This is a genomic window from Actinotignum schaalii FB123-CNA-2, assembly GCF_000411135.1.
Taxonomy (GTDB): Bacteria; Actinomycetota; Actinomycetes; order Actinomycetales; family Actinomycetaceae; genus Actinotignum; species Actinotignum schaalii_A.
In genome coordinates this window covers 272171-296412 of record NZ_KE150262.1, presented here as the reverse complement: position 1 = coordinate 296412, position 24242 = coordinate 272171, and the positions used below count along the sequence as shown (strand labels likewise).

Annotated in this window: 16 protein-coding genes; 5 read left to right on the top strand and 11 right to left on the bottom strand. The window is 62.4% G+C overall.

All coding sequences use genetic code 11. The features are described 5' to 3' along the window. Nucleotides 1-353: 353 nt before the first annotated feature. The 7 genes from HMPREF9237_RS01255 to HMPREF9237_RS01220 all read right to left on the bottom strand — a co-directional run bounded on the left by HMPREF9237_RS01255 (nt 354) and on the right by HMPREF9237_RS01220 (nt 13941). On the bottom strand, nt 354-2174 hold the full coding sequence (locus HMPREF9237_RS01255) for an ABC transporter ATP-binding protein (RefSeq protein ID WP_016441900.1): 1821 nt from the start codon (nt 2172-2174) through the stop codon (nt 354-356). Further along, complete coding sequence (locus HMPREF9237_RS01250) at nt 2167-4041, bottom strand: ABC transporter ATP-binding protein (protein ID WP_016441899.1); 1875 nt, start codon at nt 4039-4041, stop codon at nt 2167-2169. The genes HMPREF9237_RS01255 and HMPREF9237_RS01250 overlap by 8 nt, the downstream gene beginning before the upstream one ends. Before the next feature lie 139 nt (nt 4042-4180). Next, complete coding sequence (locus tag HMPREF9237_RS01245) at nt 4181-6733, bottom strand: YhgE/Pip domain-containing protein (RefSeq protein ID WP_016441898.1); 2553 nt, start codon at nt 6731-6733, stop codon at nt 4181-4183. Next, entirely contained in the window at nt 6730-7464 is a 735-nt protein-coding gene (locus tag HMPREF9237_RS01240) for a TetR/AcrR family transcriptional regulator (protein WP_039898165.1), read from the bottom strand. Before HMPREF9237_RS01240 ends, HMPREF9237_RS01245 begins: the two co-directional genes overlap by 4 nt. Nucleotides 7465-8268: 804 nt before the next feature. Then, nucleotides 8269-9549: a cytosine deaminase gene (gene codA / locus HMPREF9237_RS01235; RefSeq protein ID WP_016441896.1), complete on the bottom strand. Its 1281-nt coding sequence runs from the start codon at nt 9547-9549 to the stop codon at nt 8269-8271. 96 nt (nt 9550-9645) lie between these two features. Beyond that, nucleotides 9646-11031: a cytosine permease gene (codB, locus tag HMPREF9237_RS01230; protein ID WP_016441895.1), complete on the bottom strand. Its 1386-nt coding sequence runs from the start codon at nt 11029-11031 to the stop codon at nt 9646-9648. Nucleotides 11032-11259: 228 nt separating this feature from the next. Beyond that, on the bottom strand, nt 11260-13941 hold the full coding sequence (locus tag HMPREF9237_RS01220) for a Cna B-type domain-containing protein (protein ID WP_016441894.1): 2682 nt from the start codon (nt 13939-13941) through the stop codon (nt 11260-11262). A 262-nt stretch (nt 13942-14203) separates the two neighbouring features. Here HMPREF9237_RS01220 and HMPREF9237_RS01215 point away from each other — a divergent pair, with 262 nt between their 5' ends. The 5 genes from HMPREF9237_RS01215 to HMPREF9237_RS01195 all read left to right on the top strand — a co-directional run bounded on the left by HMPREF9237_RS01215 (nt 14204) and on the right by HMPREF9237_RS01195 (nt 19389). Continuing rightward, on the top strand, nt 14204-14770 hold the full coding sequence (locus HMPREF9237_RS01215; protein WP_016441893.1) for an MptD family putative ECF transporter S component: 567 nt from the start codon (nt 14204-14206) through the stop codon (nt 14768-14770). A 13-nt stretch (nt 14771-14783) separates the two neighbouring features. Further along, the gene (locus HMPREF9237_RS01210) at nt 14784-15668 is read left to right on the top strand and encodes an energy-coupling factor transporter transmembrane component T family protein (protein WP_016441892.1); all 885 of its coding nucleotides are present in this window, start codon (nt 14784-14786) and stop codon (nt 15666-15668) included. Beyond that, entirely contained in the window at nt 15665-17182 is a 1518-nt protein-coding gene (locus tag HMPREF9237_RS01205; protein ID WP_016441891.1) for an ABC transporter ATP-binding protein, read from the top strand. The genes HMPREF9237_RS01210 and HMPREF9237_RS01205 overlap by 4 nt, the downstream gene beginning before the upstream one ends. A gap of 168 nt (nt 17183-17350) precedes the next feature. Further along, complete coding sequence (locus HMPREF9237_RS01200) at nt 17351-18814, top strand: anthranilate synthase component I (protein ID WP_016441890.1); 1464 nt, start codon at nt 17351-17353, stop codon at nt 18812-18814. Continuing rightward, entirely contained in the window at nt 18814-19389 is a 576-nt protein-coding gene (locus HMPREF9237_RS01195; protein ID WP_016441889.1) for an anthranilate synthase component II, read from the top strand. The genes HMPREF9237_RS01200 and HMPREF9237_RS01195 overlap by 1 nt, the downstream gene beginning before the upstream one ends. Nucleotides 19390-19435: 46 nt before the next feature. Here HMPREF9237_RS01195 and HMPREF9237_RS01190 read toward each other — a convergent pair whose 3' ends face one another. The 4 genes from HMPREF9237_RS01190 to HMPREF9237_RS01175 form a co-directional block, all read right to left on the bottom strand. Further along, nucleotides 19436-20332, bottom strand: a complete 897-nt coding sequence (locus HMPREF9237_RS01190; protein ID WP_016441888.1) for a hypothetical protein — start codon at nt 20330-20332, stop codon at nt 19436-19438. Then, the gene (locus HMPREF9237_RS01185) at nt 20329-20562 is read right to left on the bottom strand and encodes a hypothetical protein (protein ID WP_016441887.1); all 234 of its coding nucleotides are present in this window, start codon (nt 20560-20562) and stop codon (nt 20329-20331) included. Before HMPREF9237_RS01185 ends, HMPREF9237_RS01190 begins: the two co-directional genes overlap by 4 nt. Nucleotides 20563-20605: 43 nt before the next feature. Next, nucleotides 20606-20944 (bottom strand): hypothetical protein, encoded by a 339-nt coding sequence (locus tag HMPREF9237_RS01180; protein ID WP_016441886.1) that lies wholly within the window; start codon nt 20942-20944, stop codon nt 20606-20608. Between the two features lie 226 nt (nt 20945-21170). Continuing rightward, complete coding sequence (locus tag HMPREF9237_RS01175; RefSeq protein ID WP_016441885.1) at nt 21171-24074, bottom strand: Rib/alpha-like domain-containing protein; 2904 nt, start codon at nt 24072-24074, stop codon at nt 21171-21173. Nucleotides 24075-24242: the final 168 nt, after the last annotated feature.

Genomic DNA, 24242 nt, shown 5'->3' with positions numbered 1-24242 from the left:
TGGTATGAGTATGCGTGGGGGCTCGGTGCTGCGGAGAAGCGGGGTGGGAGCTACTGGCCCAGCGCACTGAGCGGGAAAGTGATCACGCCCTCGCCAGCGGGCCCGGTTATTCCCGTGCCGGTGATAACAGCGAGGAAAGCGGGTTCGCCGCGACAATTTCAGTGTCCATATCCTCAGTTTAGAGGTTGCGTTACAAAATGTAGAGTGCTTACGTTGCAAAATGTAGGGCTGTTACGTTGCAATTTGTAGGTTCTCTACGTTGCAAAATGTAGGATTCAGGTCCGCGGGCCCGCAGCCAGGTGGCAAGGTTCCGTGCCGCCTGGCTGCGGGCTTCGCGCCCGGGTTAGTCAGCGTTACTCCGCTGGGGCGCCCAGCTGCCAGCCGGCCGCGCGCCGTCGATCCTCCCAGAATTTCCGGTACAGTCCGCCGCTTTCCAGCAACTGTGCGTGGGTGCCCACTTCCCGCACGGTACCGCCCGCGTCGAGCACCACGATCTGGTCCGCACCCTGCACCGTTTCCAGCTTATGGGCAATTACCAGCACCGTTGCCTCCCGGCGCAGCTGCTGAATGCAGGCCCGGATAGCGGCGGTATTTTCCGGATCGAGGGCCGAGGTGGCCTCATCGAAAAGTACGATGGGAGCGTGTTTGAGGAGCGCCCGCGCGATGGACACCCGCTGGCGTTCCCCACCAGAAAGCATCCCGCCGCGTTCGCCGACAGGGCTTTCCCAGCCATCGGGCAACCGCGCGGCAATATCGCTCACGCCGGCCATATCCGCCGCCGCTCGCACTTCGGCATCAGTGGCGCCTTCGCGGCCCACCCGAATATTCGCTTCGAGGGTGTCGTCGTAAAGATAAACATCCTGGAACACCATGGACAGTTGCGCCATGAGCTGCGCCGTCGTTTGATCACGCACATCCACCCCGCCAATTTTCACGCTGCCGCCTTCTACGTCCCAGAACCGGCACATGAGGCGGAACAGGGTGGATTTACCGGCTCCGGAGGGTCCCACAATCGCGGTGAGGGTGCCCGGGCGGGCCGTGAAGCTCACGCCGTCCAGCACCGGGGTATCGGCGCGGTACCCGAAACGAACGTCCGTGAGGGCAACTTCGCCGGGCGTGGGAAGGGCGACGTCGCTGGCCGGCTCGCTCGGGACAGGTGCATCGAGCACCTCGCGCATGGAGTCAAGCGGAGTGCGAGCCACTTCCGTTGCCATAACGAAGGAGGTGAAATCCTCCAGATTCCGCATGAAACGCAGCGCCACCCCGAGGAAAGCGAGGGTGGCCGCCGGGTTGAGCAGCCCACCCGTGCATAGACGCACCGCCAGCGCGATAAGGCTCACCACCAGCAGCTGCGCACCCACCCCGGAGAGCAAGTTCGCGGCGATCCCCAGCCACAGCGAACGGCGCTGGGCAGCGAGGTTCGCCCGAACCGCAGCCTGGAGCGGCGCGAAGGTAGCGGCCTGGCCAGTGGCCCGCAGGATGGGCTGGCACCGGGCGTATTCCACAATCCGATCCGCCAGATCGCTTTCGGTGGCGCTGGTGGCCAGTTCGGAGCGGCGTCGTAATACCCGGGCCGCGGCGGCCAACGCGCACAGCAGCGGGAACGCAACCGTGAGTGCAAGCCCCAGTTGCCACTGCCAGATCCACATGCCCCCCAGCAGCACCAGCGCTGCGGTGGCGTTGCGGATAATCGGGGTGGTGAAATGGGCGATGCCCTGGCCGATAGCCATGAGCCCGTCGGTGACCAGGCGGGAGAGCGTGCCGGCCCAACCGGAGCGGAACCAGCCCAGCGGCAGGCGGGAGAGTTGGTCGCCCAGCAGGCTGAGACTGTGGCGGATCACGTCCATGGCGGCCGTATAGGCCATCACCGCCTGAACGTAAGCGGTGAGCAGACCGGTGACCGCGAGCGCGGCGAGCACGCTGATCCAGCCGCCCACGCCGAGCCCGAGGGTCGGGGTGCCGGTGGACCAGGTCAGCGCCAGGGGCACCACGGTGAGGAGCGCGAGCCCTTCGATCATCCCGGAGAGGATAACCAAGGCAATGGAGCGGCGATAGTAGCCGTGGCCTTCCTCGGTGAGGACGGAGCCGTAGGCGTGCACCAGGAGCGGATCGGAAAAACGCCCGGTGTGCGAGTGCCCGCCGTAGGTATTCGTGGAGTCAGAGGTCTTAGGCATCTTCGCGTCCTTCCATGAGCCGCACCCAGAAGGGATGCGCGGCTACGTCCTCCGGGGTACCCAGGGCGGAAATCCGCCCCTGTTCCAAAATGCACACCTGATCCACCCCGAGCACCGACTCGGCGTGGTGGGCGATCACCAGCACGGTGCGCCCGGCTACCAAACGGTTGAGGGCGCTTTGGATTTCCGCTTCGCATTGGGGGTCGGTGGCTACGGTTGCCTCATCCAAAATAAGCAGATCGGCATCTGCCAGCAGGGCCCGCGCGATAGCTAGGCGCTGGTATTGGCCCCCGGACATCGCGGTATCTTCTCCTAGTACGGTGTCCAAACCCCGGGGAAGGGCGCAGATATCGTCCCAAATATTGGCGGCGCGGGCCGCTTGCTCGATGGCGGCGTCGTCGGCATTCGGGCGCGCGAGGCGAATATTATCCCGCACGGACATCCGCAGCATGTGCGCGTCTTGCAGCACGAAAGCGACCCGCGCGTACAGGTCTTTTTCGGAGAAGGTTCGCAGGTCGTGCCCCTCGAGGAGCACCCGCCCGCTATCCGGATCACGGAAACGCGCGAGCATGGTGGCCAGGGTGGATTTGCCCGAACCGGAGGGCCCGAGCAGCGCGGTCACGGTGCCGCGGCGCAGCGTGAGCGAGACACCGTCGAGGGCCTGGATGGTGCGCCCGGCGCGCGGATACGAGTAGCTCACGTTGTCGAACACAACATGCGCGGGTACGACGCCGCCCGCGGCTTCGCCGGCACTCGCGGCCGTGGGAGCCGCGGGATTTTCTGCGGGGGCTTCAAGCTGCGGCAGCTGTTCCACGCTTGTCACCTCGATAATCCGCAGCGCGGAATTTCCGGCCAGCTGGTAGGACCACATGCTGGTGGAGAGGGTGTCGAAAGTGAGTGGCACGATCAGGCCAATCAGGGAGCAGGCGATGACCTCGGGGAGGGTGGCGGCGCCGGCGGCAAGAATCAGCGAGCCGAGCCCCATATTGACGAGCAGCACCACCGGCGCGGAAATGAAGGACATGGCCAACGCGGAGCCTTTCAGCATCGGCCCGCACCAATCCCAGTAGAAATTCCCGAAATCATCCGCGGCGCGCGCGAAAGCGCGGTGTGCGTGGCCGACTTTCCCGAAGCTCTTGACCACCTGGATGCCTTCCACGAATTCCACCCCGCGCGCGGCGAGGTAGCCGAGCCGGTCATCCATCTCCGCGGTCTTTTCGCCCATATCCCGCATCATGAACATTTGCGCCGCGAAGTAGAAAGGCAGCGGAATCATGGTGAGAAGCCCGAGGCGCCAATTCACGGTGAAAGCGAAAATAACGAGAGCCAGCGGGGTAGCTACCGCGGCCGTGGTTTCTACCGGGGCGTGCGCGACCAAGGTGTGGAGCGTGGTGGTGTCGGCTTGAATCGCCTTGCGGATCTGCCCGGAGCGCGCCCGGGAGAACCACGAGAGTGGCGCGCGTGAAATCTGCGCGATAATGCGCTCTTGGAGCAGACCGCGCAGTTTGAGATCCGCGAAATGTGTGATGCTCAGCGCGAGGAAATAGAGGAAGAGCTGGGTGCAAAAAGCTCCGGCGAGAAGTTTGACATTCCAGCTCAGTGCTTCGTTATCTATCGGCGTTCCGGCGCGCCAGGCCGGCAGCAGAATATCGCCGATGCGCACCAGTGCAATAAAAGGCGCCACGGCCACGAGTGAGGAGCACACCGCTACAAAGCGGCCGAGCGCCAGGCGCGGCGCGATCGGTGCCATGAGTTCTTTGAGGGCGCGCTGTCCTTGCGCGCGTTTTTCTTTATACGTATCGACACGCGTGGCGACGCCGCCGTTCGGGGCGGTGCCGGCATCTGCGTGGGTGAGGTGAGCCGTCATCCCATTCCTCCGCGAACAGTAGGAGAGGTGCCCCGCGGGCGATCCACGGAGCACCTCCATATTAGGCTTCCCTTACCTCGCGGTAAATAGGACTCAGAAATTACTGTGCGGCTGCGGGCCCGGCGCGTGCTCCTGCCCTTTACCGCGCCGCGGCGGGCACCTCCTCATTTTTTGGTACGACGCCGCTACCGGCTTTCGCCTCGCGGGGCCGGGGCGTGCCGGTGTGGTCATCGCGCCAGTTTTTGATGACGGCGGCGAAGACGGTGGCTAGTACCGAGGCGACAAACCACAATCCGAGAGCACCTGCATAGGTGCCGATATCAATCGGGCCACCGGCAATCGCGGCCCGCAGGGCGTTGACCGTGTGGGTGACGGGCAGTAGCGGGTGGACGGCTTGGAAGAAGCCCGGGGCGGTTTCCACCGGGTAAATTCCGCCAGCCGCCCCCAGCTGGATCACGATCATGAGAAGCGCGATGAAGCGCCCCGGGGCGCCGAAAAGCGCAATGAGTGCCTGGTTGATCGCGATATACACAATCGAAGAAGTGACGCAGATGGCCAGGGTGGCGCCCGGGTTGATGAGATCCACATTCCCGAAGAGGTGGAGTACCCCGACCAGCAGGCCCGCCTGCACGATTCCCATAAGCGCCCCGGTAGCAACCGAACCGAGCCCGAGCTGCAGCCCGGATACTCGCGCCGTCGTGAGACGGCGCGAGAGAGGCGGCGTCATGAGGTAGAGGCCGATAGCGCCCACCCACATCGCCAGCGCGATGAAGTAACAGGCGACTGCCGCACCAAAATCGCCGACGGGATGGGCGCGAGTGGTGCTCAACTCCACGGGGGAGGCACCCACCCGCTGCATCGTTTCCGATTCGCTCGGGGTGTAGGCCGGGATTTTTTTCGCGCCTTCAGAGAGCTTCACTTCTAGGGTGGCGGCGCCCTCGCGCAGGGTGTGCAGGCCATCGCGCAGGGTTTCCTGATTGGTTGCGAGGGCGGTGGCACCGTTGCTCAGCTGGGTGGCCCCGCTGTGTGCGGCACGTGCCCCCGCGGCTAGTTCGGGGGCGCGGGCTGCCAGTTCGTTACTTCCGGTAGCAAGACGCGCGGTCCCTTCCGCGAGACGGGTGGCTCCGGTAGCGGCGCGGGTGCTTCCGGAGGCGAGGGCGTCGAGTTGGCGGGCGAATTCCGCGGTGGCGGCGAGGGCCTGCTGGGCTCCCGCCGCGGCGCGCTCGGTGCCCGCGGCTAACTGGGTGGCGCCGTCGTTGAGCTGTGCCGCCCCGGCGCTCGCGGCCTGTGCCCCGTTGGCGAGCGCGGTCAGCCCGCCGGTTTCGGTGCCCACGCCAGGCCCTCCGTGTGCGCCAGGTCCGCGTGCCGTTCCAGCGGCGCTCCCCGCGTCCGGCCCGCTCGCCGTTCCGCTTTCCTCACCTACGAGGGCGGCTATCCCGCTCTGGAGCTGGGTGGATCCCTCGAGAAGCTGCGTGGTGCCCGCCTGGGCCTCGGCGAGCTTCGCCTTGATTACCTCCGGAGGTAGCACATCGTACATCGTGACGAGGCTGCTCAGGCCGTCATTGAGGGTGCTGATCCCGCTGCTGAGTTTCTCCGATCCGGTGCTCAGCCGCTGCGCTCCGGCAAGGGCCCGGTTGGTGCCCTCCACCAGTGCGGCATTCCCGTCCGCAACTTTTTGACTGCCCGCAGCCAGATCCTGGCTGGCCGTCGCCAAAGCGTCAAGGCCCGCGGCGCTGCGTTCCGCACCATCCCGGAGCTGGTCGGCCGCAAGGCTTGCGGCACCGGCCCCGCCGGCTATGTGGGAAACTCCCTCAGTCAGGGCGCTGGCCCCGCCGGCGGCATCGCTTGCTCCGGCGGCGAGTTGAGCTGCGCCGTCGTTCATACGCCCCGCACCGGAAGCTAAAGTTTCCGTTCCGGTGGCGAGGTTCCCGGCACCGCTAGCCAGTTGGCCGGAGCCCTGCGCGAGTCGGGTCGCGCCGCCGGCCGCATCGTGCAACCCGGCGCCCAGCTCTCCGGCCCCGTCTGCCGCGGCGCTCAGTTGCTCGCTCAGCGTCCCGAAGGAGAGGTAAATGCCATCGAGATATTTGGCCGATACTTTCTCCGAAACCGCCGCCGTGGCGGTGGAGGCGATGACACGCCCCACATTGCCGACAATATAGTTGCGGGCATCGTCGGTGACGAAAGAGAGCCGGGCTCGGGTGGCAACCCCCGGACCCCGCGCTATCGAGGTGGCATCGCTGGAAAACGACGCCGGAATGCTGAGCACCGCGTAAATATCACCGCTGGCTAGTTTCTGCTCGGCCTCCACTGCCGAGTATTCCTGCCATTGGAAGTTCTGGCGTTCCTCGGTTTCCAGGAGCTTGGCGGTGATGCTAGCGCCCAGATTCACCTCGGATCCGTCCAACTGTGCGCCGCGGTCTTCGTTCACAATCGCGGCCGGGATCTCATTGAGGTTACCGAGAGGGTCATCGTAGGCACCGGTGAGAATCAGGGCGTAGATCATCGGAATAATGGCGAGCCCGAACATGACAATCGCGGGGCGGATGCGCTCCCGCCAGCCGCGGGAGGGAACCTGCTGCGTGATCGGCTGCGGGGTTGGCTGCGTGATCGGTTGCGGGGTCGGCGCGACGTCGGTGGCGGCATGCTGCGGCCTCGCATCTGGCTGCGCGGCGGTGTTTCGTGATTCGCTCATGAGTGTTCTCCATAGGCGGCGCGGGTAAAACTACCCACTTCGGTGGCGAGGCGGGGAAGGTCAGCCGGGTCGGCGGGTTCTTCGGTCATCCAGTGGAGCACGCGCCAGAGCAGGCCGGCAGCCACCATGGAGGCAAAGTCCATCTCCGCTTTCGAGGGCGGGGGATAGGCGCCCTTCTCCCCTGCGGGCGTGCCGAACATGACGCGGCCTCGGGCGCGAATGGCCGGGGCGCTGAGCAGACGATCACGAATCGCCGCGATAATCGGGGCTGCGCTCCCGAGAGCCGCGGAGCTGGTGAGGGTCGCGACAATGAGGTGGCGGTGCTCAAGCAATGTGGTGAGCATGGGGAGCAGTACCTGCCGCTGTACGTCGAGCGAAGGTTCTTCCGAGGTTGGCACCGGGGTGGCATCGAAAATTGCGTGGAGCCGCGTAAGGACGACGGCGCGTACCAGCTGGCTAATCCCGGAAAAATGCTGGTAGAAGGTGGGGCGGGTAACCCCGGCTTCCCGCGTAATCCAGGAGACGGTGAGATCATCAATCGCCGCGCCGCTATCAATGAGCGCGGCGGCGGCCCGTACCAGTGCATCGTAGGAGCGCCGGGCCCGTGGGTCGTCTGCGGCGGGGCCGAGGCTCTCGCGCTGGTTCGCGGCCGGGCCGAGGGTGCTGTGCTGGTTTGCGTTCGGCCTACCGTTCGTGCCGCCGCCCGGAGTATGTGCGTGTCCCTCTGTCATGCCACCTAATTTACACATGTAAAATAGGTGGCGCAAGGGGAGGCAGGGTGGTAGGTGTTTTCCGAGCTGTAGTGCAGATGTCGTACATGCGAAGTACATCTCGGAAAAACACCCCCGCCTCCCGTCGGCGCGAGATTGGTGGAATGGGTCAGTTTCAAGCTTCAAGGCTACAAAACGCGCATTTCGGACTGTTAAGGGCACAGAGTGTACGCCACGGACATTAAATCGCGGAAAAACTGTCACCCATGTACATTCTGTGAGTCCGCCTGGTCTCTCCCCCTCAAAGTGCGCATCCTGGACATTGACTCCTGTCAAGTGCGCGTAAGAGACATGAAATCGCTCCGAAACGGTGCTCTCCCGCGCACTTTGTTTTCGGGGGGGGGCGGGCTGGACGGGCCTGGGCTGGACGGGCCTGGGCCGCCAGATGTCAGATCAGCTCCGGGTGGTGGCTGGCAGCCAGGCCCGCGGTGCAGAGACAAAGTGGTACTGGAGAACAGCGGGCCTCACAGAGTGGTACTGCACGACAGAAAATCAGGTGTTGGCTGTAGCTCCAGTACCACTTTGTAAGCCGGCGTGATCGCGGGTGGTCGGTGGCTGTCATTGGCAGGCCCGCCCACCGGCTTAAATTCACCGAACCCCCGGCCTGTCACTCGGCCGAGGGTCCGGGAGAAAAGCGCGCGGCGGCTCAGGCCAGGTCCAATGCCTGCTCAGCGCCGCGTGCCGGGTGGTCCGGTTCGCGCCGTGCCCGCGCCGCAGCCGCGCCCGCCCCGCGCCGCGCACAGCGCGCGGCGCACAACTAACCGCTTAGAAATGCCAGGCGCGCTCCGGCTCAGTGGACTCGAAAAGCAGCTCGCCGCGCCGGTAGGACGCCAGCACCGGGGCGTGGAAAGCCAGGGCCTCGCGCCAGGACTGCGCCCCCAGCACGATGAAGTTCGCGGGATTACCCACCTTGATGCCGTAATCGGGCAGGTGGAGGGTGCGCGCGCCGTTATGGGTGATGAAGTGATACGAATTGTCGATCTGTGAGGCCCCCATCATCTGGGTCACGTACAGCCCGATGAGGGTCACGTCGCGCAGCGAGCCCGTGCCCAGCGGATTCCACGGATCGACGATATCGTCCTGCCCGAAGGACACGTTGATTCCGGCTTCCGTCAGCTCCTTGACCCGGGTCACCCCGCGGCGCTTCGGGTACGTATCCGTGCGCCCTTGCAGGTGGGTATTGACCATCGGATTGGAGACGAAATTGATTCCGCTCATCTTGAGCAGTCGCAGCAGCCGAATGAAATAGGCATTGTTATACGAATGCATCGCCGTGGTATGCGAGGCCGTCACTTTCTCCCCGATACCCGCCTCATAGGCCCGAGTCGCCAGGGTTTCCAGGCCGCGCGAAGCGCCGTCGTCGATCTCATCACAGTGCACGTCCATGAGGAGGTTGAATTCCTGCGCGAGTCCCACCGCGTAATTCAGCGAGCTCACCGAGTATTCGCGGGTGAATTCGTAATGCGGGATGGCTCCGATGGCGTCCACGCCCAGCTCGGCGGCGGTGCGCAGCAGCTCACGCCCGTGCGGATAGGATTCGATGCCCTCCTGCGGGAACGCCACCAGCTGCAGGGTGACGTGGTCGCGCAATTCCTCGCGCAGTTCGAGCAGGGCGCGCAGCGCGGTGAGATTCGGGTCGTTGATATCCACGTGAGAGCGGATGTACTGGATTCCGAAACGCACCTGCTGGCGGATCGCCCGCATGGCGCGCTCCTTGACGTCCTCCACCGTGAGCTTCGCCTTGCGCTGGGACCATATCTCGATGCCCTCGAAGAGGGTGCCCGATTCGTTGGGGTGCGGATCCCCTTCGGTCATCGTGGTGTCCAGGTGGACGTGTGATTCCACGATGGGAGGCAGGGCCAGGCGCCCGCCGAAGTCACGGACGGTTGCGGCTGGCGCGTGGCCCGGCTGCGCCGTCGTACCGGAAACGGGGGCGGGGGCCGAAGCCGCGGGCGTGATCGCGGTGATGACGCCGTCGGTCACGGTGATATCGGAGAGATGGTCAGCGTTTTCGATGCGCAGATTCCGGAAAATCTGGGTGCTCACGGGTGCTCCTTTCGAGTTCGTGCGGGTGTTGTGCGTGCGGCGCGGTAAAGGCGACTGCGTTGCAGCGTGGTGCAGCGCAGTGCCGCGCGCGGATGGTTACTTCATTGTTGCGACGACGCCGCGGCCAGCGAAATACACGGCCAGCGCGGCAACGATAGCGTTGAGCGAGGCAATCCCCACCGGGATGGTCCAGCCCACCAGGGCCCCGGCAGCCACCGCGATAACCGCGGGCCAGGCTACCGCGCGGGTCGCTGAGGTATTCGAGGTGTCCGCCGCGGAGATCCGCCCGGTTTCCACGGCCTCCACAATGGCGTGGTAGGCGCGGCGGTTGGCGAAGTAGTCGGCCACCAGCACGGTGCCGATCGGGGGCAGGGTGGCGTTGAGGAAGCTCAGCCAGCCCACGAAGTTGTCGTAGAGCCACAGCGCGCACAGGGTGCCGAGGATTCCGGCGATAATGACCAGCGGCTTCTTGGGGCGCTTCGTCATATTCGCGAAGCCCAGGCCGGTGGTGTAGAGAGCGTTGTTATTCGTGGTCCAAATATTCGCGCCCAGCACGATGAGAGCCGGGATGGCCAGCCCCTGGGCGATCATGACATAGAAGATATCGTCCTTGCCGGTGAAGGCACCGCCCACCGCGCCGAAGGAGAACATGAGGGTATTGCCCAGCAGGAAGGCGATAACCGTGGTGATAACCGCGGATTTAGCGGAGCCGGCGAAGCGGGTGAAGTTCGGGGTGGCAGAGCCGCCCGAGATGAAGGAACCGACCACCAGGCCGACTCCCACCATGACCGGCATGCCGCTGGTGTTTGCGAAGATGCGGGTGAGGCCGCCGCCGTCCACCGTGGCGGTCACCATTGAGTAGGTGCCCAGCCCGGCGATCAGCGGCACGGAGATGAAGGAGACGATCTCGATGGCCTTGATGCCGTAGTAGGCGGAGGCGGTCATGAGACCGCCGGCGATGAGCACAATCGGCCAGGGGCTAATATTGAGGATTTCCGCGGTGGGGATGGCGAACATGGCCACGCCCACACCGAACCAACCCATCTGGGTGAAGGCGATGAGGAAGGAGGGGAGGAAGGAACCGAAGCGGCCGAAGGAGTGGCGGGCCAGTTCGTCCACACCCATCCCGGTTTTTGCGCCCACGTAGGCCAGCGCCCCGGTGAAGGTGGCGAGGATCGCGCCGCCGATGGAAACCGCGGCCACGAAGCCGCCCAGGTCTAGGCCGATGCCGAGTTTCGCTCCGACCGACATGGACGCGGAGAAGAAAGTGAAGCCGAGCATAACAAAGCCGACGGCCCAAAAGGAACGTCGGCTTGAAGTGGGAACAACTCCGAATGAGAAATCCTCGTCCGGCCGGTTGTTAACTCCTGCGGAATCAGGAACACCGGAAACGCCGGAACTGGCGGGAACGGTGAGATTCCCATCGATAGGGTGATCAATCGGGTGGGTGGCGGTCGTGGTTGTCGTTTCCGTCACGGACATAAGCGAGCGTGCCTCCGAATTTTCCTGAGCCGTCCTGATTTTGGCTCAAATTGCCAATAGCATATTCCTCTCCCGGGCCGGAGGGAAATTTTTTCGGCGTGAAACGGCTCTCACTCGGATTCTCGCCATTTACTCTCACTCGGATTCTCGCCATTTAAAGGTACGACGACGGCGGGGGTGGTACATCGCGTGCGATGTACCACCCCCGAGGGTGAGGCGCAGGGCCCGTTAGCGCGTGGTGCGGATGCGGCGCCAGGCCAGGATTCCGAGGCCCGCTACGAGCGCGGTGGCCGTGAGGGCAACTCCGGAACGAGCGTCGCTACCGGTGCGCACAATCCGCGGCGGATTGGCCGGCGGCGTGCTGGCTGGCGGAGTTACCGGAGGCGTGCTCGGCGGCACCGTGGGCGGAACACTCGGCGGTGTCGTTGGCGGCACCGGGGGAGTGGTCGGGGGAGCCGGGGGCGTTGTGGGCGGAGCTGGTGGCTCCGTGGTTGGCGGCACGCTCGGAGTGGGCGGCGTGGTTGGTGGAGTGGGAGGTTCCGTCGTCGGTGGAGTGGATGGCGGCGTCGGAGGCTCCGTGGTTGGCGGTGGCGGTGTATGAGTATTCGTGATGACGTACCCGCTAGCCGCATCCCCGCTAATCACGGTGGTGTAGCCAGGAACCTGCACTTCGCGTACCGAGTACACCGCCTTGCGGCCCTCGCGGTACACCGGGAGATCCGTGAAGGTTCCGGCCCATCCGCTCGCTGCGCTTAGCTCCAGGCTCTGACCCACCGGCTGGCCCGCATCCAGGAGTTCCACCGTGACCTTATCGGGGCGCAGGCCGGCAGGCGCGGCGTCGTCGTTCCATTTCTTCGCCACCGAAACCTCGGTGGACATGGTGTTCGTGAGCGCCACCGTGTAGAGCTTCGCGCCGTCGTCCGCCGTGGTGGCGGTGGTGCGCAGCGTGTACGGGGAATTTTCCGCGCCGTGTTCGCGGAATTCGATGGGGAGTTGCTTCCCGGTGGCCGCGTCGATGAGTGTGGTTGGGTTCGGGAAGTTGGGGATATCGGCCGTCCACTGCTGCGCGGCCGTGAGGGTGATTTCCTGGAGTTTGTGCCCGCCTACCAGCACATCCAACGTGATGGACTCGGGGCGGGTGGCGGAGTCGTCGCCCTCCCACGCCTTCGTGACGCGCAGGGTCCAGATGTCATCCTCGCCGAAAATCAGCTTGCCGTTATTGGTGATTCCGCCGCCGCTAATACCAACATTGGTGGCATTGTTGTTTTCGATAATGACGCTGGCCAGTACCCCTGCCAGGGTTTTCGCTTCCGTGCCGGGAACCGACTTAAAGGCTTTATTGTCAGTAATCGGTTGGCCGAAGGGAATTGGGGTGTTTTCTCCGCCTTCCCGGTAGCGCGGCAGCTGCTTCTCCGTTGGCCAATTAGTGTGAATACCGTAGGCGGAACCATCCTGGAACCAGGCGCGCGGGGAACCGCCCAGCATCCGCTCGGTCACAGTAACAGGCTGGCCTTCGGTAGGAATTGGGTTGTTGTACTCGTGTTTGGCCACACTGAAGAAATCATCGCCAGCGCCCCTGTACTGCTTCTCTTTTCCAGCATCGGGCGCGGAGTTGTCGAAAATAGCAACGCCCCGCGTGATATTCATCGTGGTTGTGCCGGTGGGACAGTTCCACAACCCGCCACCCTGGGCGCTCGGCGGGCGGTTTCCGGCTCCAACCAAGAGCATATCCTTGATCTGGTTATTGCGAATAACGGTGTTGTACATCGTGAGCTGTGCCTTGGTGTCATTGTAAATGGCACCGCCGCCCCAGAATCCCGTGGCGGTATTTCCGCGCATAATTGCCGCGTTGATGACGGCGTGGGTAGTACCTCCGAAGGAAATGCCGCCGCCGGATTTCAGTGCGGTGTTCTCGGTAACGGTCAGCCCGGAGATCGATACGGTGGAGTTTTGGATATTGAGTCCGCCACCGAAACCGTTGGCAGTGTTACCCGAGATAGTACCGCCCGTGAATGTTGCCGTGCCGCCGTCGATAAGAATACCGCCGCCGAAGCCTGCAAATTCACCGTTGGAATTCCCGCGTACTTCGCCTCCGCTCATGGTGAAGGGGGATTGCATCAGAGCCATGGCGCCGCCGACTTCAGTGGCGTTTTCGCTCAGGGTGCCGCCACTCAGTTCCACCGTCGCACCTTCGGTGTACACCGCCCCGCCATAACCGCGGAACTTCGGGTGGCTCACCGTATTTTTGCTGAGGGTGCCCCCGCTGATCACGAGCTTTGCGGGCTGCTCCGCACTGCCCCATACCCCGATAGCGCCGCCGAGTTGCAAGCCGGAATTTTCGGTGATGGTGCCGCCACTCACGGTGATAGTTCCACCGTAAGCGGTAATCGGTGCATATTTTCTGGCGGTGACGCCGCTCGGCCCGAGCGTGCCACCCTGCGGCGCACTGGAATTACGCGAGAAATCAGCGGTACCACTAATATTCAGTTCCCCGCCCTTGACGAAAATAACCGGACCGGTCAGTGCCGTATCGTGGATCGAGCCAGCACTCACCGTGAGCGTGCCCTCCACCACGAATTGCGTGCGGGTGAATGACGGGCCGGCCAGGGTCAGAGAACCACCCTTCTCCACCTGCACGGCCGGTAGGTCCGCACCGGTGACTTCACCGCTGCCGGTGAGGGTGAGCTGGGTTCCGGCCGTAACTCGTAGCACCGGCGCGTCCGCGCTGAGAGTCAACTTAGTGGAAAGAGTCGCGCTTATGTCACCCGATTGGGACGCGGTGGTGACCAGTTCGTCCCACGTGGATGGAGCGGCCGAACCGGGCTCCCCGAGCGCGGCTGGGAGCGGCGCAATCACCGCTAATAGGCCGATAATAAGGGCGCTCAGTGCACCGGAGAGTTTTCTGACCACGACTTGCCTCCTTTGGAGTGGTCATAAAAACGCCGTCATTCGCGTTCTTAATAAAAACTATACATTCCTCAGAATACTCTTCCGTTCGGTGCCGCGTTGGCCCATCACGGGTGCTGTGGCGCGCATCGCGGCGCCCGCATTCCAAACCGTCCTATTGACCAAGGCTTAGATAGCGCTACAGTTAATCCCCGAAAGTTCAAGTTAGGGTGCCCTAATCTCAGGGCGCGCCGTTCTTCACTACTTCGTTCAGGAGTGACTCACCGTGAAAACTAAAGACTTTATAAATATTGGCGTTTTTACCGCCATCTACTTCGTTGTTCTTTTCGGCTTCGGAATGCTGGGCGTCATCAACCCGGCGATGATGTTCGTGGGCTACGCGCTGGGGATTATCGCCAACGGCGTCGTCGTTTTCCTCTTCAAAGCGCGTGCCCCGAAATTTGGCACCCTCGGGCTTATGGCGCTGCTCGTGGGCGCACTTATGGTGCTCACCGGCCACCCGTGGGTGACCGTGCTGCTCACCTTCGGCCTGGGGCTGCTGGGCGATTACCTCTTCACGCGCGGCAAGCGTTACCTCAAGATCCTCGGCTATGCGCTGATGTCGCTGTGGTACGTCGCCCCGTGGTTCCCGGTTCTCACCGACGCCGAAGGTTACTACCAGTACATCGCCGGCTCCATGGGCACCGAGTACGCCGACGGCCTGCGCTGGTTCCTCTCCCCGACCATGATCGCCATCTGGGGCGTGGCCGTTTTCGTGCTCGGAATCATCGGCGGTTTCTTCGGCGACTCGGTGCTGCGCCGCCATTTCCGCACGTCCGGTATCGCGCGCTAGCTGCGAGGTTCCGGTGGATTCCACAGTTTTTAACGACGACGCCGCGGGCCCGCGTGCTCGCGGCCCGCTCGCTTCCCCTACCGGTGTACCAGCTCAGCCCGGCAGCGGCGCGTCCGCTATGCCCGGCAGCGGCGTGCCCGCGGTTCTTGATGCCGGCGCGATTCTCAGCTTGGATGAGCGCCGGCGCTGGCGCCCGGACCCGCGCACTGTTCTCCTCCTCGTGCTGGTGGGTAATGCGCTGGTCATGACGCGCGGCAGTTTCCTGCTCGCGGTGATCGTGGTGTTGGTGGCCGCGCTCGCGCTCGTGAGTAACGGGCGGGTGAAACTGGCCCTCGGCGTGATCCTTGTGGAATCCTTCTGGATGTTCCTTATTTTCCTCCCGAGCCTCACCGGGGCCTCTGCCTTGGGTGCTTTTTTCGTGGCCTTCGGGTTCTGGATGTTCAAGTTATGCGCGGCGGCCGCACTGGCCGGATATGCCCTCACGGTTCTGGTGCCCGGCGAGCTGGTGGCCGCACTGCGCGCTCTCCATATCCCGGTGGCGGTCACCGCCCCGGTCACGGTGCTGCTGCGTTTCCTCCCCATCGTGGTGTCCGAATACCGGGCGGTGCGGGAGGCGATGGCGCTGCGCGGCTTGGCCATGGGCTGGAGCGCAGTGTTCCATCCGCTGCGCTACCTGGAATTTATCCTGGTGCCGCTGCTTTCCTCCTGCGCCCGCATTGCCGATGATATGACGGCCGCGGGAACCCTGCGCGGCCTCGGTTCGCGCACCCGCCCCACCTCGCTGCATCGCCTGCGGTTCTCCTGGGTGGATGCGCTGTGGCTCGCGGTGATCGCGGCCCTCATCGTGGCGCGTTACTACCTCGTCAATATCAGCTTCACCCCGGGAGGAGTGCGATGAGCGCGTTCGATCAGCAAGCACCCGACACCTATCTGCGCGGCGTTACTTTTACATACGAGAGCGATCCCGAGCTCCCCGCTACCGATTGCGGGGTGCGCGATATCGACCTCGACTTCCCGGCCGGTTCTTGCACCCTTATTACCGGGCCTTCCGGCTCGGGCAAGTCCACGATTCTCAAACTTCTCAACGGTCTTATTCCCGAGCTGTATCCCGGCGAGTTGCACGGCGAGGTTCGCCTGGCCGGGCTTAGCACCGCCGCCACCCCGATCCAGGAACTCGGGCGTGCGGCCGGGACCGTTTTCCAAAACCCGCGTGCGCAATTCTTCACCGCGAAAGTACTCGAGGAGCTCGCTTTCGCCGGCGAAAATGCCGGTGACGATCCGGATCTCGTCGCGGAACGCATCGCCCACGCCGCCACTACCTGGAATATTGAGCGTTTCCTTCCGCGTCGCCTCGCCGCGCTCTCCGGCGGCGAATTGCAATTGGTGGCCAGCGCCGCCGCGCTGGTCGGTCCGCATCGTATCCTCCTTTTCGACGAACCAACCTCTAACCTCAGCCCCGAGATGGTCGGGCATTTCGCGGAGGTTGTGCGCGCCCTCAAGGCCCGCGGGTGGACCACAATCATCGCGGAACATCGTCTCTACCCGCTGCGCGGCGTCGCGGATCGAGTTGTCGTCATGCACGGCGGGTGCATTACCGGGCGCTACCCGGCCGTAGATTTCTTTGCCATGAACGAAACGGAACGTATCGGCCTGGGCCTGCGGACCTTGCGGGTCCCCGAACGTGCGGCGCGCGTGCCTGCCACCGGAAAGAAGGGTGACGACGCCGGCGCGCCTGCCAGCGCGCCCACCGCCCCGGGCGTGGTGGCCGAGTCGGTGCGTTTTGCGTACGGCCCTCACGAGGTGCTTAATCTGGAGCGGGTGGAGATCCCAGCCGGGCAGGTGACCGCGCTAACGGGGCCTAACGGTGCCGGGAAAACGACCCTGGCCCGGGTGCTTATCGGCCTGGCCCACCCGGAATCGGGGGCACGAATATCCTTCGGTGGGAAAGTGTGCCGGGGGCGTGAGCGGCTCCGCCATTCCAGCTTGGTGATGCAGGATGTCACCCGCCAGCTTTTCGCGGAAACCGTGCGCGGGGAAGTGGCGCTGGGGAATTCCGGGGTGAGTGAGGAACGCATCGAGCAGGTCTTGGCCGACCTCGGATTAGGCGAGGTGGCGGACCGGCATCCGGCAACGCTATCGGGCGGGCAGAAGCAGCGCCTCGTCGTCGCCAATGCTACGGTCGCGCATGCCGAGTTTTATGTCTTTGACGAACCGACCTCCGGGGTGGATTATCGGCACCTCCGCTCCATCTCCACTCACATCCGCGCGCTTGCAGCGCGCGGAGCCACGGTGCTGGTCATCAGCCACGATCCGGAATTCATTAACGAGGTGGCCGATAACGAGCTGCATCTGGAGCCGCGCGATCCGGAAAGTGGAACGCAGCGCGCCGAACTATTCGGCCTGCTAAAGTGACGGGTATGGATACGGGTTGTGCAAAGCTTGCGGCGCTGGGCGCCGGCTGGCGTCGATGGCGCGCCTAATTTATCTTCCCGCACGCGCGTGCTTCGCGTGTACGTGCCCCTAGGGATCAACGTAACCCCATAAATCAAGACCCCCGCACTGTTATCACAAAGGATAATTATGCAATTTTACCCTGCCCTCGCTGAGCTGAGCGCCCTCGGATCCGAGTACCGTGCCGCGCCCGTTGCCACCGAAATTCTTTCCGATTCCCTGACGCCCGTCACCGCCCTGAAGATCCTCAAAAACGTTTCCGATCACGTCTATATGCTCGAATCGGCGGGTCAGGATCAGACCTGGGGGCGCTACACGTTCCTCGGCTATGATCCGAAACTCGAAATAACCGCAGTGGACGGGCAAGTGCGTATTAATGACCAGCCGGCCACCTATGATTCCCCTTCGGATGCGATTCGCGAGGTGCTCGCCCGCTACCGCAGCCCGAAAATCCCGGGGATGCCACCTTTTGCCGGTGGGCTGGTGGGCTATTTTTCCTATGACTACGTAAAATATGCCGAACCGACCCTGCGCCTCGATGCCCCGAACGAGGAGGGTTTTAATGATGTCGATCTTATGCTTTTCGACACCGTTATTGCCTTCGATAACTTCCGTCAAAAAATAATATTAATCAAGGTGGTCGGGCTCGATAATCTCGAGGAAGAATACCCGCGGGCTACCGAAGAATTGCACGAACTGGCCCGGCTGCTCCTGCACGGTGAGCCGGTGGCGGATACGTCCGGGCAGCTGACGGGGCCCATTACTCCGGTGCTTAATGAGGCGGAGTTTGTGGCGATGGTGGAGCGCGCCAAGCACTATATTCACGAAGGTGATATTTTCCAGATCGTGCTCTCTAATTGCCTGCGTGCGGAATTCACCGGCTCCCTTATCGATACCTATCGGGTGTTGCGCACCATTAATCCTTCTCCGTATATGTTCTATTTCAGCGGGCACAATATTGAGGTGGCGGGGGCATCCCCGGAAACCCTGGTGAAATTGGAGGATGGTACCCTCTTCACCTTCCCGCTGGCCGGTACCCGCCCGCGCGGGGCCACCTCCGCGGAGGATGCTCGCCTGGAAGAAGAATTGTTGGCAGACCCGAAGGAGCTGGCCGAACATAATATGCTCGTGGATTTGGGGCGTAATGATATCGGGCGCCTGGCACAATTCGGCACCGTGAACGTGGATCGTTTCCATGACGTGGTGCGTTTTTCCCACGTTATGCATATCGGTTCCACGGTAAGCGGGAAAATTCGCCCAGAATTCGATGCCCTGGACGCGGTGGCCTCGATTCTCCCGGCCGGTACCTTGAGCGGGGCACCGAAGATTCGGGCTTGCCAGCTCATTAACGACCTCGAAGGTAATAAACGTGGTATTTATGGCGGGGCGATCGGGTACCTCGATTTTTCCGGGAACCTCGATACCTGCATCGGTATCCGCATCGCCTACAAGATTGGCAATAAGGTTTACGCACGCAGCGGCGCAGGTATCGTTCAGGATTCTGTTGCCGCCACCGAATACCAAGAAACACTCAATAAGGCCGCGGCCGTCCTAGAAGCTTTGCACGACGCCGCCCAGCTGGAGGAATGCTAATGATCCTCATCATTGATAACTACGATTCATTCACCTACAACCTGGTGCAGCTGGTCGGAACTTTCCGCCCGGATGTCAAGGTGGTCCGCAACGACGCCCTGAGCGTGGCGGAGATTGATGCGCTGGCCCCGGATGGCATTATTATTTCCCCCGGTCCGGGCTTCCCTCGCGATGCCGGTGTATCCATGCCGCTGGTGGAGCAACTGGCTGGAAAATACCCCATCCTCGGGGTGTGCCTGGGCCACCAGGCGATCTGCGAGGCTTTCGGCGCTACCGTAACGTACGCGGCCGAGGTGGTGCACGGCATTGCCCGCCCGGCCCGCATGGATACGTCTAGCACCCTCTTCGCGGGGTGCGAGGATGAGGAAATGGTGGCCCGCTACCATTCCCTCGCGGTGCGCGAAGATACCCTCGGGGAGGACTTGGCCGTGACTTCGCGCTGCGTGGGGGACGGCGAAGTCATGGCGGTGGAGCATCGCAGCTTCCCGGTCTTCGGGGTGCAATTCCATCCCGAATCGATCCTCACCCCCTGTGGGCGCACGATCATGAAGAATTTCCTCGCGCGTTGCCGGTAGCTGCGGCGTCGTACCCTTATGGTGGTACGACGGCGCGCAACCTGTGCTACGCGGAGCGTGCCACTCGGTCTGCCAGGTAATTCGCCTGGTTAGCGAGGATCATCGTTCCAATAGGGATCAGTCGGAAAATGAACCGGGACATTAATCCGAGTTTGCCGAAACTTTCCGTGAGGGTGACGAAGCAGCCTTCGCCGGTAGCGCTCGATACGGCTTCCGGATCGTCTTCCGCAAGCACAGCCAAGCGGCGGGAGTGTTTTTCGGAAGCTTTGCGCGGCCCAGACAAATCGTGCGGTTCGGAAAGCTCCCATACCGTGGGCTGGCCTTCTGATCCCGGGTAACGAAGTCTCCAGCGAGTTCCTGTTGAGGAAGCATCGGTAAAATTAGCGGAGTCGAATTCCGGGGATGCCGCGTATTCGCGTACCACGCGGGCGCTGGTCGGTAGGTAGATGCGCAGCCGTTTTGCGCCGCGGAAGCGGCGGGGCTGGGTGAGGGGTTCAGCTGCGGCAAGCGCAACGATAAGCTGCTTGTGGTCAATCCCGGCGCGTTCCACAATCGCGCGGCACGAAGCCTCATCGCGAAGCAAACGGATAGCTACGCCGCAGTGATAATCGTTGCCTGGGAATTTTCCACTAAGGAATTTCCGCAGGTCTGCGGGTGGGGCGAGCTCAGCGGCGTCGTCGAAAATCTCAACGCGAGTGCGTTCACGTAACTGCACGGGCGGTAGCCCAAATTCTTCGAGGCGTTCCGCGTGGAGCTGGTCAACGTGCTCCCGCGCAACCCGCAGCGTGAGGCCGGCGCGGGCGCAGAGGCGGCTAGCGCTACCACCACTGGCAAGCAGGGCGAGAAAAACATCAACGAGGCTGATCTCTTCCCGCCAGGCGCGGCGCGCTTCGAAAGCGGAATTCTGGATGAGCTGCAGGGCAGCGGCGGCAGGCATTTTCATGACGGGTTCCTTAGGTCGCGCGGCAGCCCCGCCGCGTATTTGCGATGGGCTGATTGCTTGGTTACCTCCAGGCAACGGCCAATATCGCTCCAGGACATGCCCGCGCGCACCGCTTCCTCGACGTAGTATTTCGTGACGCGATCAGCCTCCACCCGCATGGCATGGGCGGCGCGCAGCTTCTCCGCGATCACCGCAGGATCTAGCTTTGCTCGCTGCTTCTTCGTCACCATGCCGTCAGTATATGCTGACGCACTTCTGTGGGGCAAGGGGATATTACACCTGCGGTGCGGAGTTGCCGGGCCGAGCGGACTGCCAGGCTCGGAGTGCTGAGACGCAGACACCGAGGGATCCAACTATCCATCCGGAAGCGCCGATGAGGTTGAGTGTTTCAGGGCTGCTCGCCCGCCATAGCGAAACGACGCCGGCGCAGAGCACCACCGCGCATAATGCGTAGCTGATGCTTGCTCGAGTCCAGCTGGCAATCCGGTACGTGTAGCCGGTGCCAGTGGCGGCCAGCACCACCGTGGCAGCCACAAAAACGGCGGGCGCGGCGGTTCCGGGCGTGAAGTGCCAGGTGTCCGTGAGGTTGAGAGCCAGAGCGCCGAGGCACATTGCGAGCAAAACGAAAGAACTGGCGAGCGATCCGCAGCGAGCCGCGGTGTGGATGATAGCGAAACCTCCTCGTTAAGATTTTTGTTGATGCGGGTGCGGTTGCGGGTGCGGATGTGAATGTAGCCATGAATGCAACGCTCCCCGGGAACGGTCGATATTTCGGCCACTCCCGGGGAGCGTTAGTTTTGTTTCGGCGTGATCGTACGATCACGTTCCCGAAACTATTTTAGCGGCGACGACGCCCAGCAGCCAGGGCACCACCGGCAGCCACCGCGGCGGCCGCGGCCAAGAGCTCAAGCGTCACATCAGCACCGGTGTGCTGCAGCTTCTTGACCTTCTTGACCTTGGTGGGCTTGGAAGCGTCCGGCTTGTCACCCTTATTGCCCTTGTCGGCATCGCCGTTATCGGCCGGGGTGAGGAGCTTGACGGTCTTCTCCGCCGGGATTTGGCTCGTGGAGCCATCGGGGAAGGTAACGGTCACGGTGCCGTCCTTACCAACAGTCACCTGGGTGTTCTCCGGGAGATCCGGGTTGGCCTTCTTGACCTTGTCCTTGACCTGCTCCTGCTCTTCAGGCGTGAGGTTGTTCGGGTCAACCACGCCGGTGAGCTCAGGGTCATTGAGGGTGATCTTCTCGTTGTCCTTGAGCTGACGGACGGTCTTGTCGGCTGGGATTTGGGTTTCGGAGCCGTCGGGGAAGGTGACGGTGACGGTGCCGTCCTTGCCGACGGTTACCTGGGTGTTCTCCGGGAGATCCGGGTTGGCCTTCTTGACCTTGTCCTTGACCTGGTCCTGTTCCTCAGGGGTGAGGTTGTTCGGATCGACAACGCCGGTGATTTCGGGGTCGTTGATCTTGATCTTCTCGTTGTCCTTGAGCTGACGGACGGTCTTGTCGGCTGGGATTTGGGTTTCGGAGCCGTCGGGGAAGGTGACGGTGACGGTGCCGTCCTTGCCGACGGTTACCTGGGTGTTCTCCGGGAGATCCGGGTTGGCCTTCTTGACCTTGTCCTTGACCTGGTCCTGTTCCTCAGGGGTGAGGTTGTTCGGATCGACAACGCCGGTGATTTCGGGGTCGTTGATCTTGATCTTCTCGTTGTCCTTGAGCTGACGAACCGTCTTCTCAGCAGGGATCTGCGTCGTGGAATCATCCGGGAAGGTCACTGTGACCGTGCCGTTTTCGGAGACGGTGATCGTGGTGCCCTTCGGAAGATCCGGGTTCTTCTTTTCGACGGCCTTCTTGACTTGTTCCTGTTCCTCAGGGGTGAGGTTGTTCGGATCGACAACGCCGGTGATTTCGGGGTCGTTGATCTTGATCTTCTCGGCCATCTTTGGCTTGGTAACGGCAATCTTGAAGGGAACCTTCACTGGATCGGGCTGCCCGGGGATCGTCACGAGCACAGTGCCCGTCACGTCGCCGGTCTCCTTATCCTCGGGGATTTGGTAGGTAATCTTGCCGTCATTGCCAACGGTGAGACCAGCAGGAGCATCGCCGTCGATCTTAAATGTAGAGCCGTCCGGGAAAGTAAAGTCTTCCGGAGTGGAGATCGGAACTTCAACCGTGGAACCGGACTTTCCGCTCGAATCCGGGTAAGAAGGCTTCACCGTCGGCGCCTTGAAGGTCTTGGTGCCGAGGTCCTTGCCGTTACGGTTGAAGACAATCGTGACATTGCCTTCCTTGTCCACGGTGACTTTGTCCGTGTCCTTGAGCTGGTTGAGCTCCCGGGTCTTCTTCTCGATAGCTGCCTGTTCGCCAGGGGTGAGGTTGTTCGGGTCGGACACCGTGGTTTCGGAGATACGGGCAGTGTAGTAAATGATGGTCGCGGTGAGCTTCGGGGAGACCGCGCCGAGATCGGTTTTCAGAGTGCCGGTGAACGTCTGGGTACCGGGATCGTGGGTCATGCGATCAACCGTGATGTCCTTGGTGATCTTGCCCTTGACCTCGTTGTGGACGTCCTGCTTAGAAACTCCCGCGTCGTCGCCGTACTTGAGAATTCCGAGCTTGTTGTAATCCACGCCGATAAGGCCTTTCACGTCATCGGGAGTGAAGGGCTCATCGGTATCCAAGCTGCGGATAAGCGTCTCCTCCTTTGTGGGGATGACGCGTACCTTAAACAAGTTGGAGAAAGATTGGGTGTAGCGCTTATCGCCTGAGGCATCGGTGCGAACACCAATGAAACGCTTACCGCCAATAGTATTTGATTGCCCGGCATCGTACTGGCCGGAAATGATAGCGGTATTGCCGGCCAGCTTGAAGTCGAAGCCTGTGAGCTGTTTTGCGGCAAGCCAGTTCTCACCTTGGCCCGGAGCATTAGTTCCCCAAAGCTTACCCTTGCTGTAGTCGTCAGTCTTGAGGGTGACAGTTACGGGTGGGATGGGCGTGGACTTCAGTTTTTTCGGATCCGTGTTAGTGGAAGGATCCAAGAAGACCAGAATATTGGGAACTTCCCCAATAACGCTCACGGATTCGGTGCTAGGAACAACGACGCTAAACTCGTCTTCACCGGCTTTGTTCGCAATAGTGAGCTTTCCTTGATCATCCACGGTGATCTGATCACGGGTGAGACCGAGAGCGGGGTTGTTCTTCAGGAATGCGTCAACGATCTTTGCCTGCTGATCCGCGGACAGGGTGTAGCTATTCGGGTCGGCAACAGTTACTTTGCCCGCGTTATGGGTGCTGTGGTTTTGAGGTGCGCCCTTTTCGGGATCCGGGTTTTCCTCCCGGAACGCGAACGGCGGAGCGTAGTAGAAAACCTTGACGTTGTAGGTTTCAAAGGTGTCCGGAGTCCCCTTCTTGGCTACGGTAACCGGTACTTCCTTAACGCGATCTTTACGCTTCGGGCCGTACGAGTTAGCGTTGGCCTCGCTGAGGTTCTTGACCGTGAAGTCATACTCGTCAGGATTGAGGCCGTTCTTAGTGAGCTGAGCCTTGACGGAGGCAATCACCTCAGCCTCGGTCAGTCCATCGACCAGGAAGAAGTTTTTGGCGATGGCGCCGCCGAACTTCGCGGAGTTGGCTTGTTCGGAGCTTGGAGCTCCCGCGGGGGAGGCTGGATCGGCGAGCGCGGGAGTGCCGCCGAAGAATATAAGGGTGGCCGCGAGTGTGGCACCCGCTATTTTACGAAAAGAGGTCACGAGATCCCTTCCTTATTTCCAAATCGTTGAACAGTGAATGTAACATTGATTTGAATAGAGAATTGTTATCGTTATTCTAATCCGCAGGTCAGGGGGGTTGAAAACCGTTTCCCTGTGACGTTATGCCCAGGTCTTTTCTTGCTGGCGAATGCGTGGGTAACAGGGAAG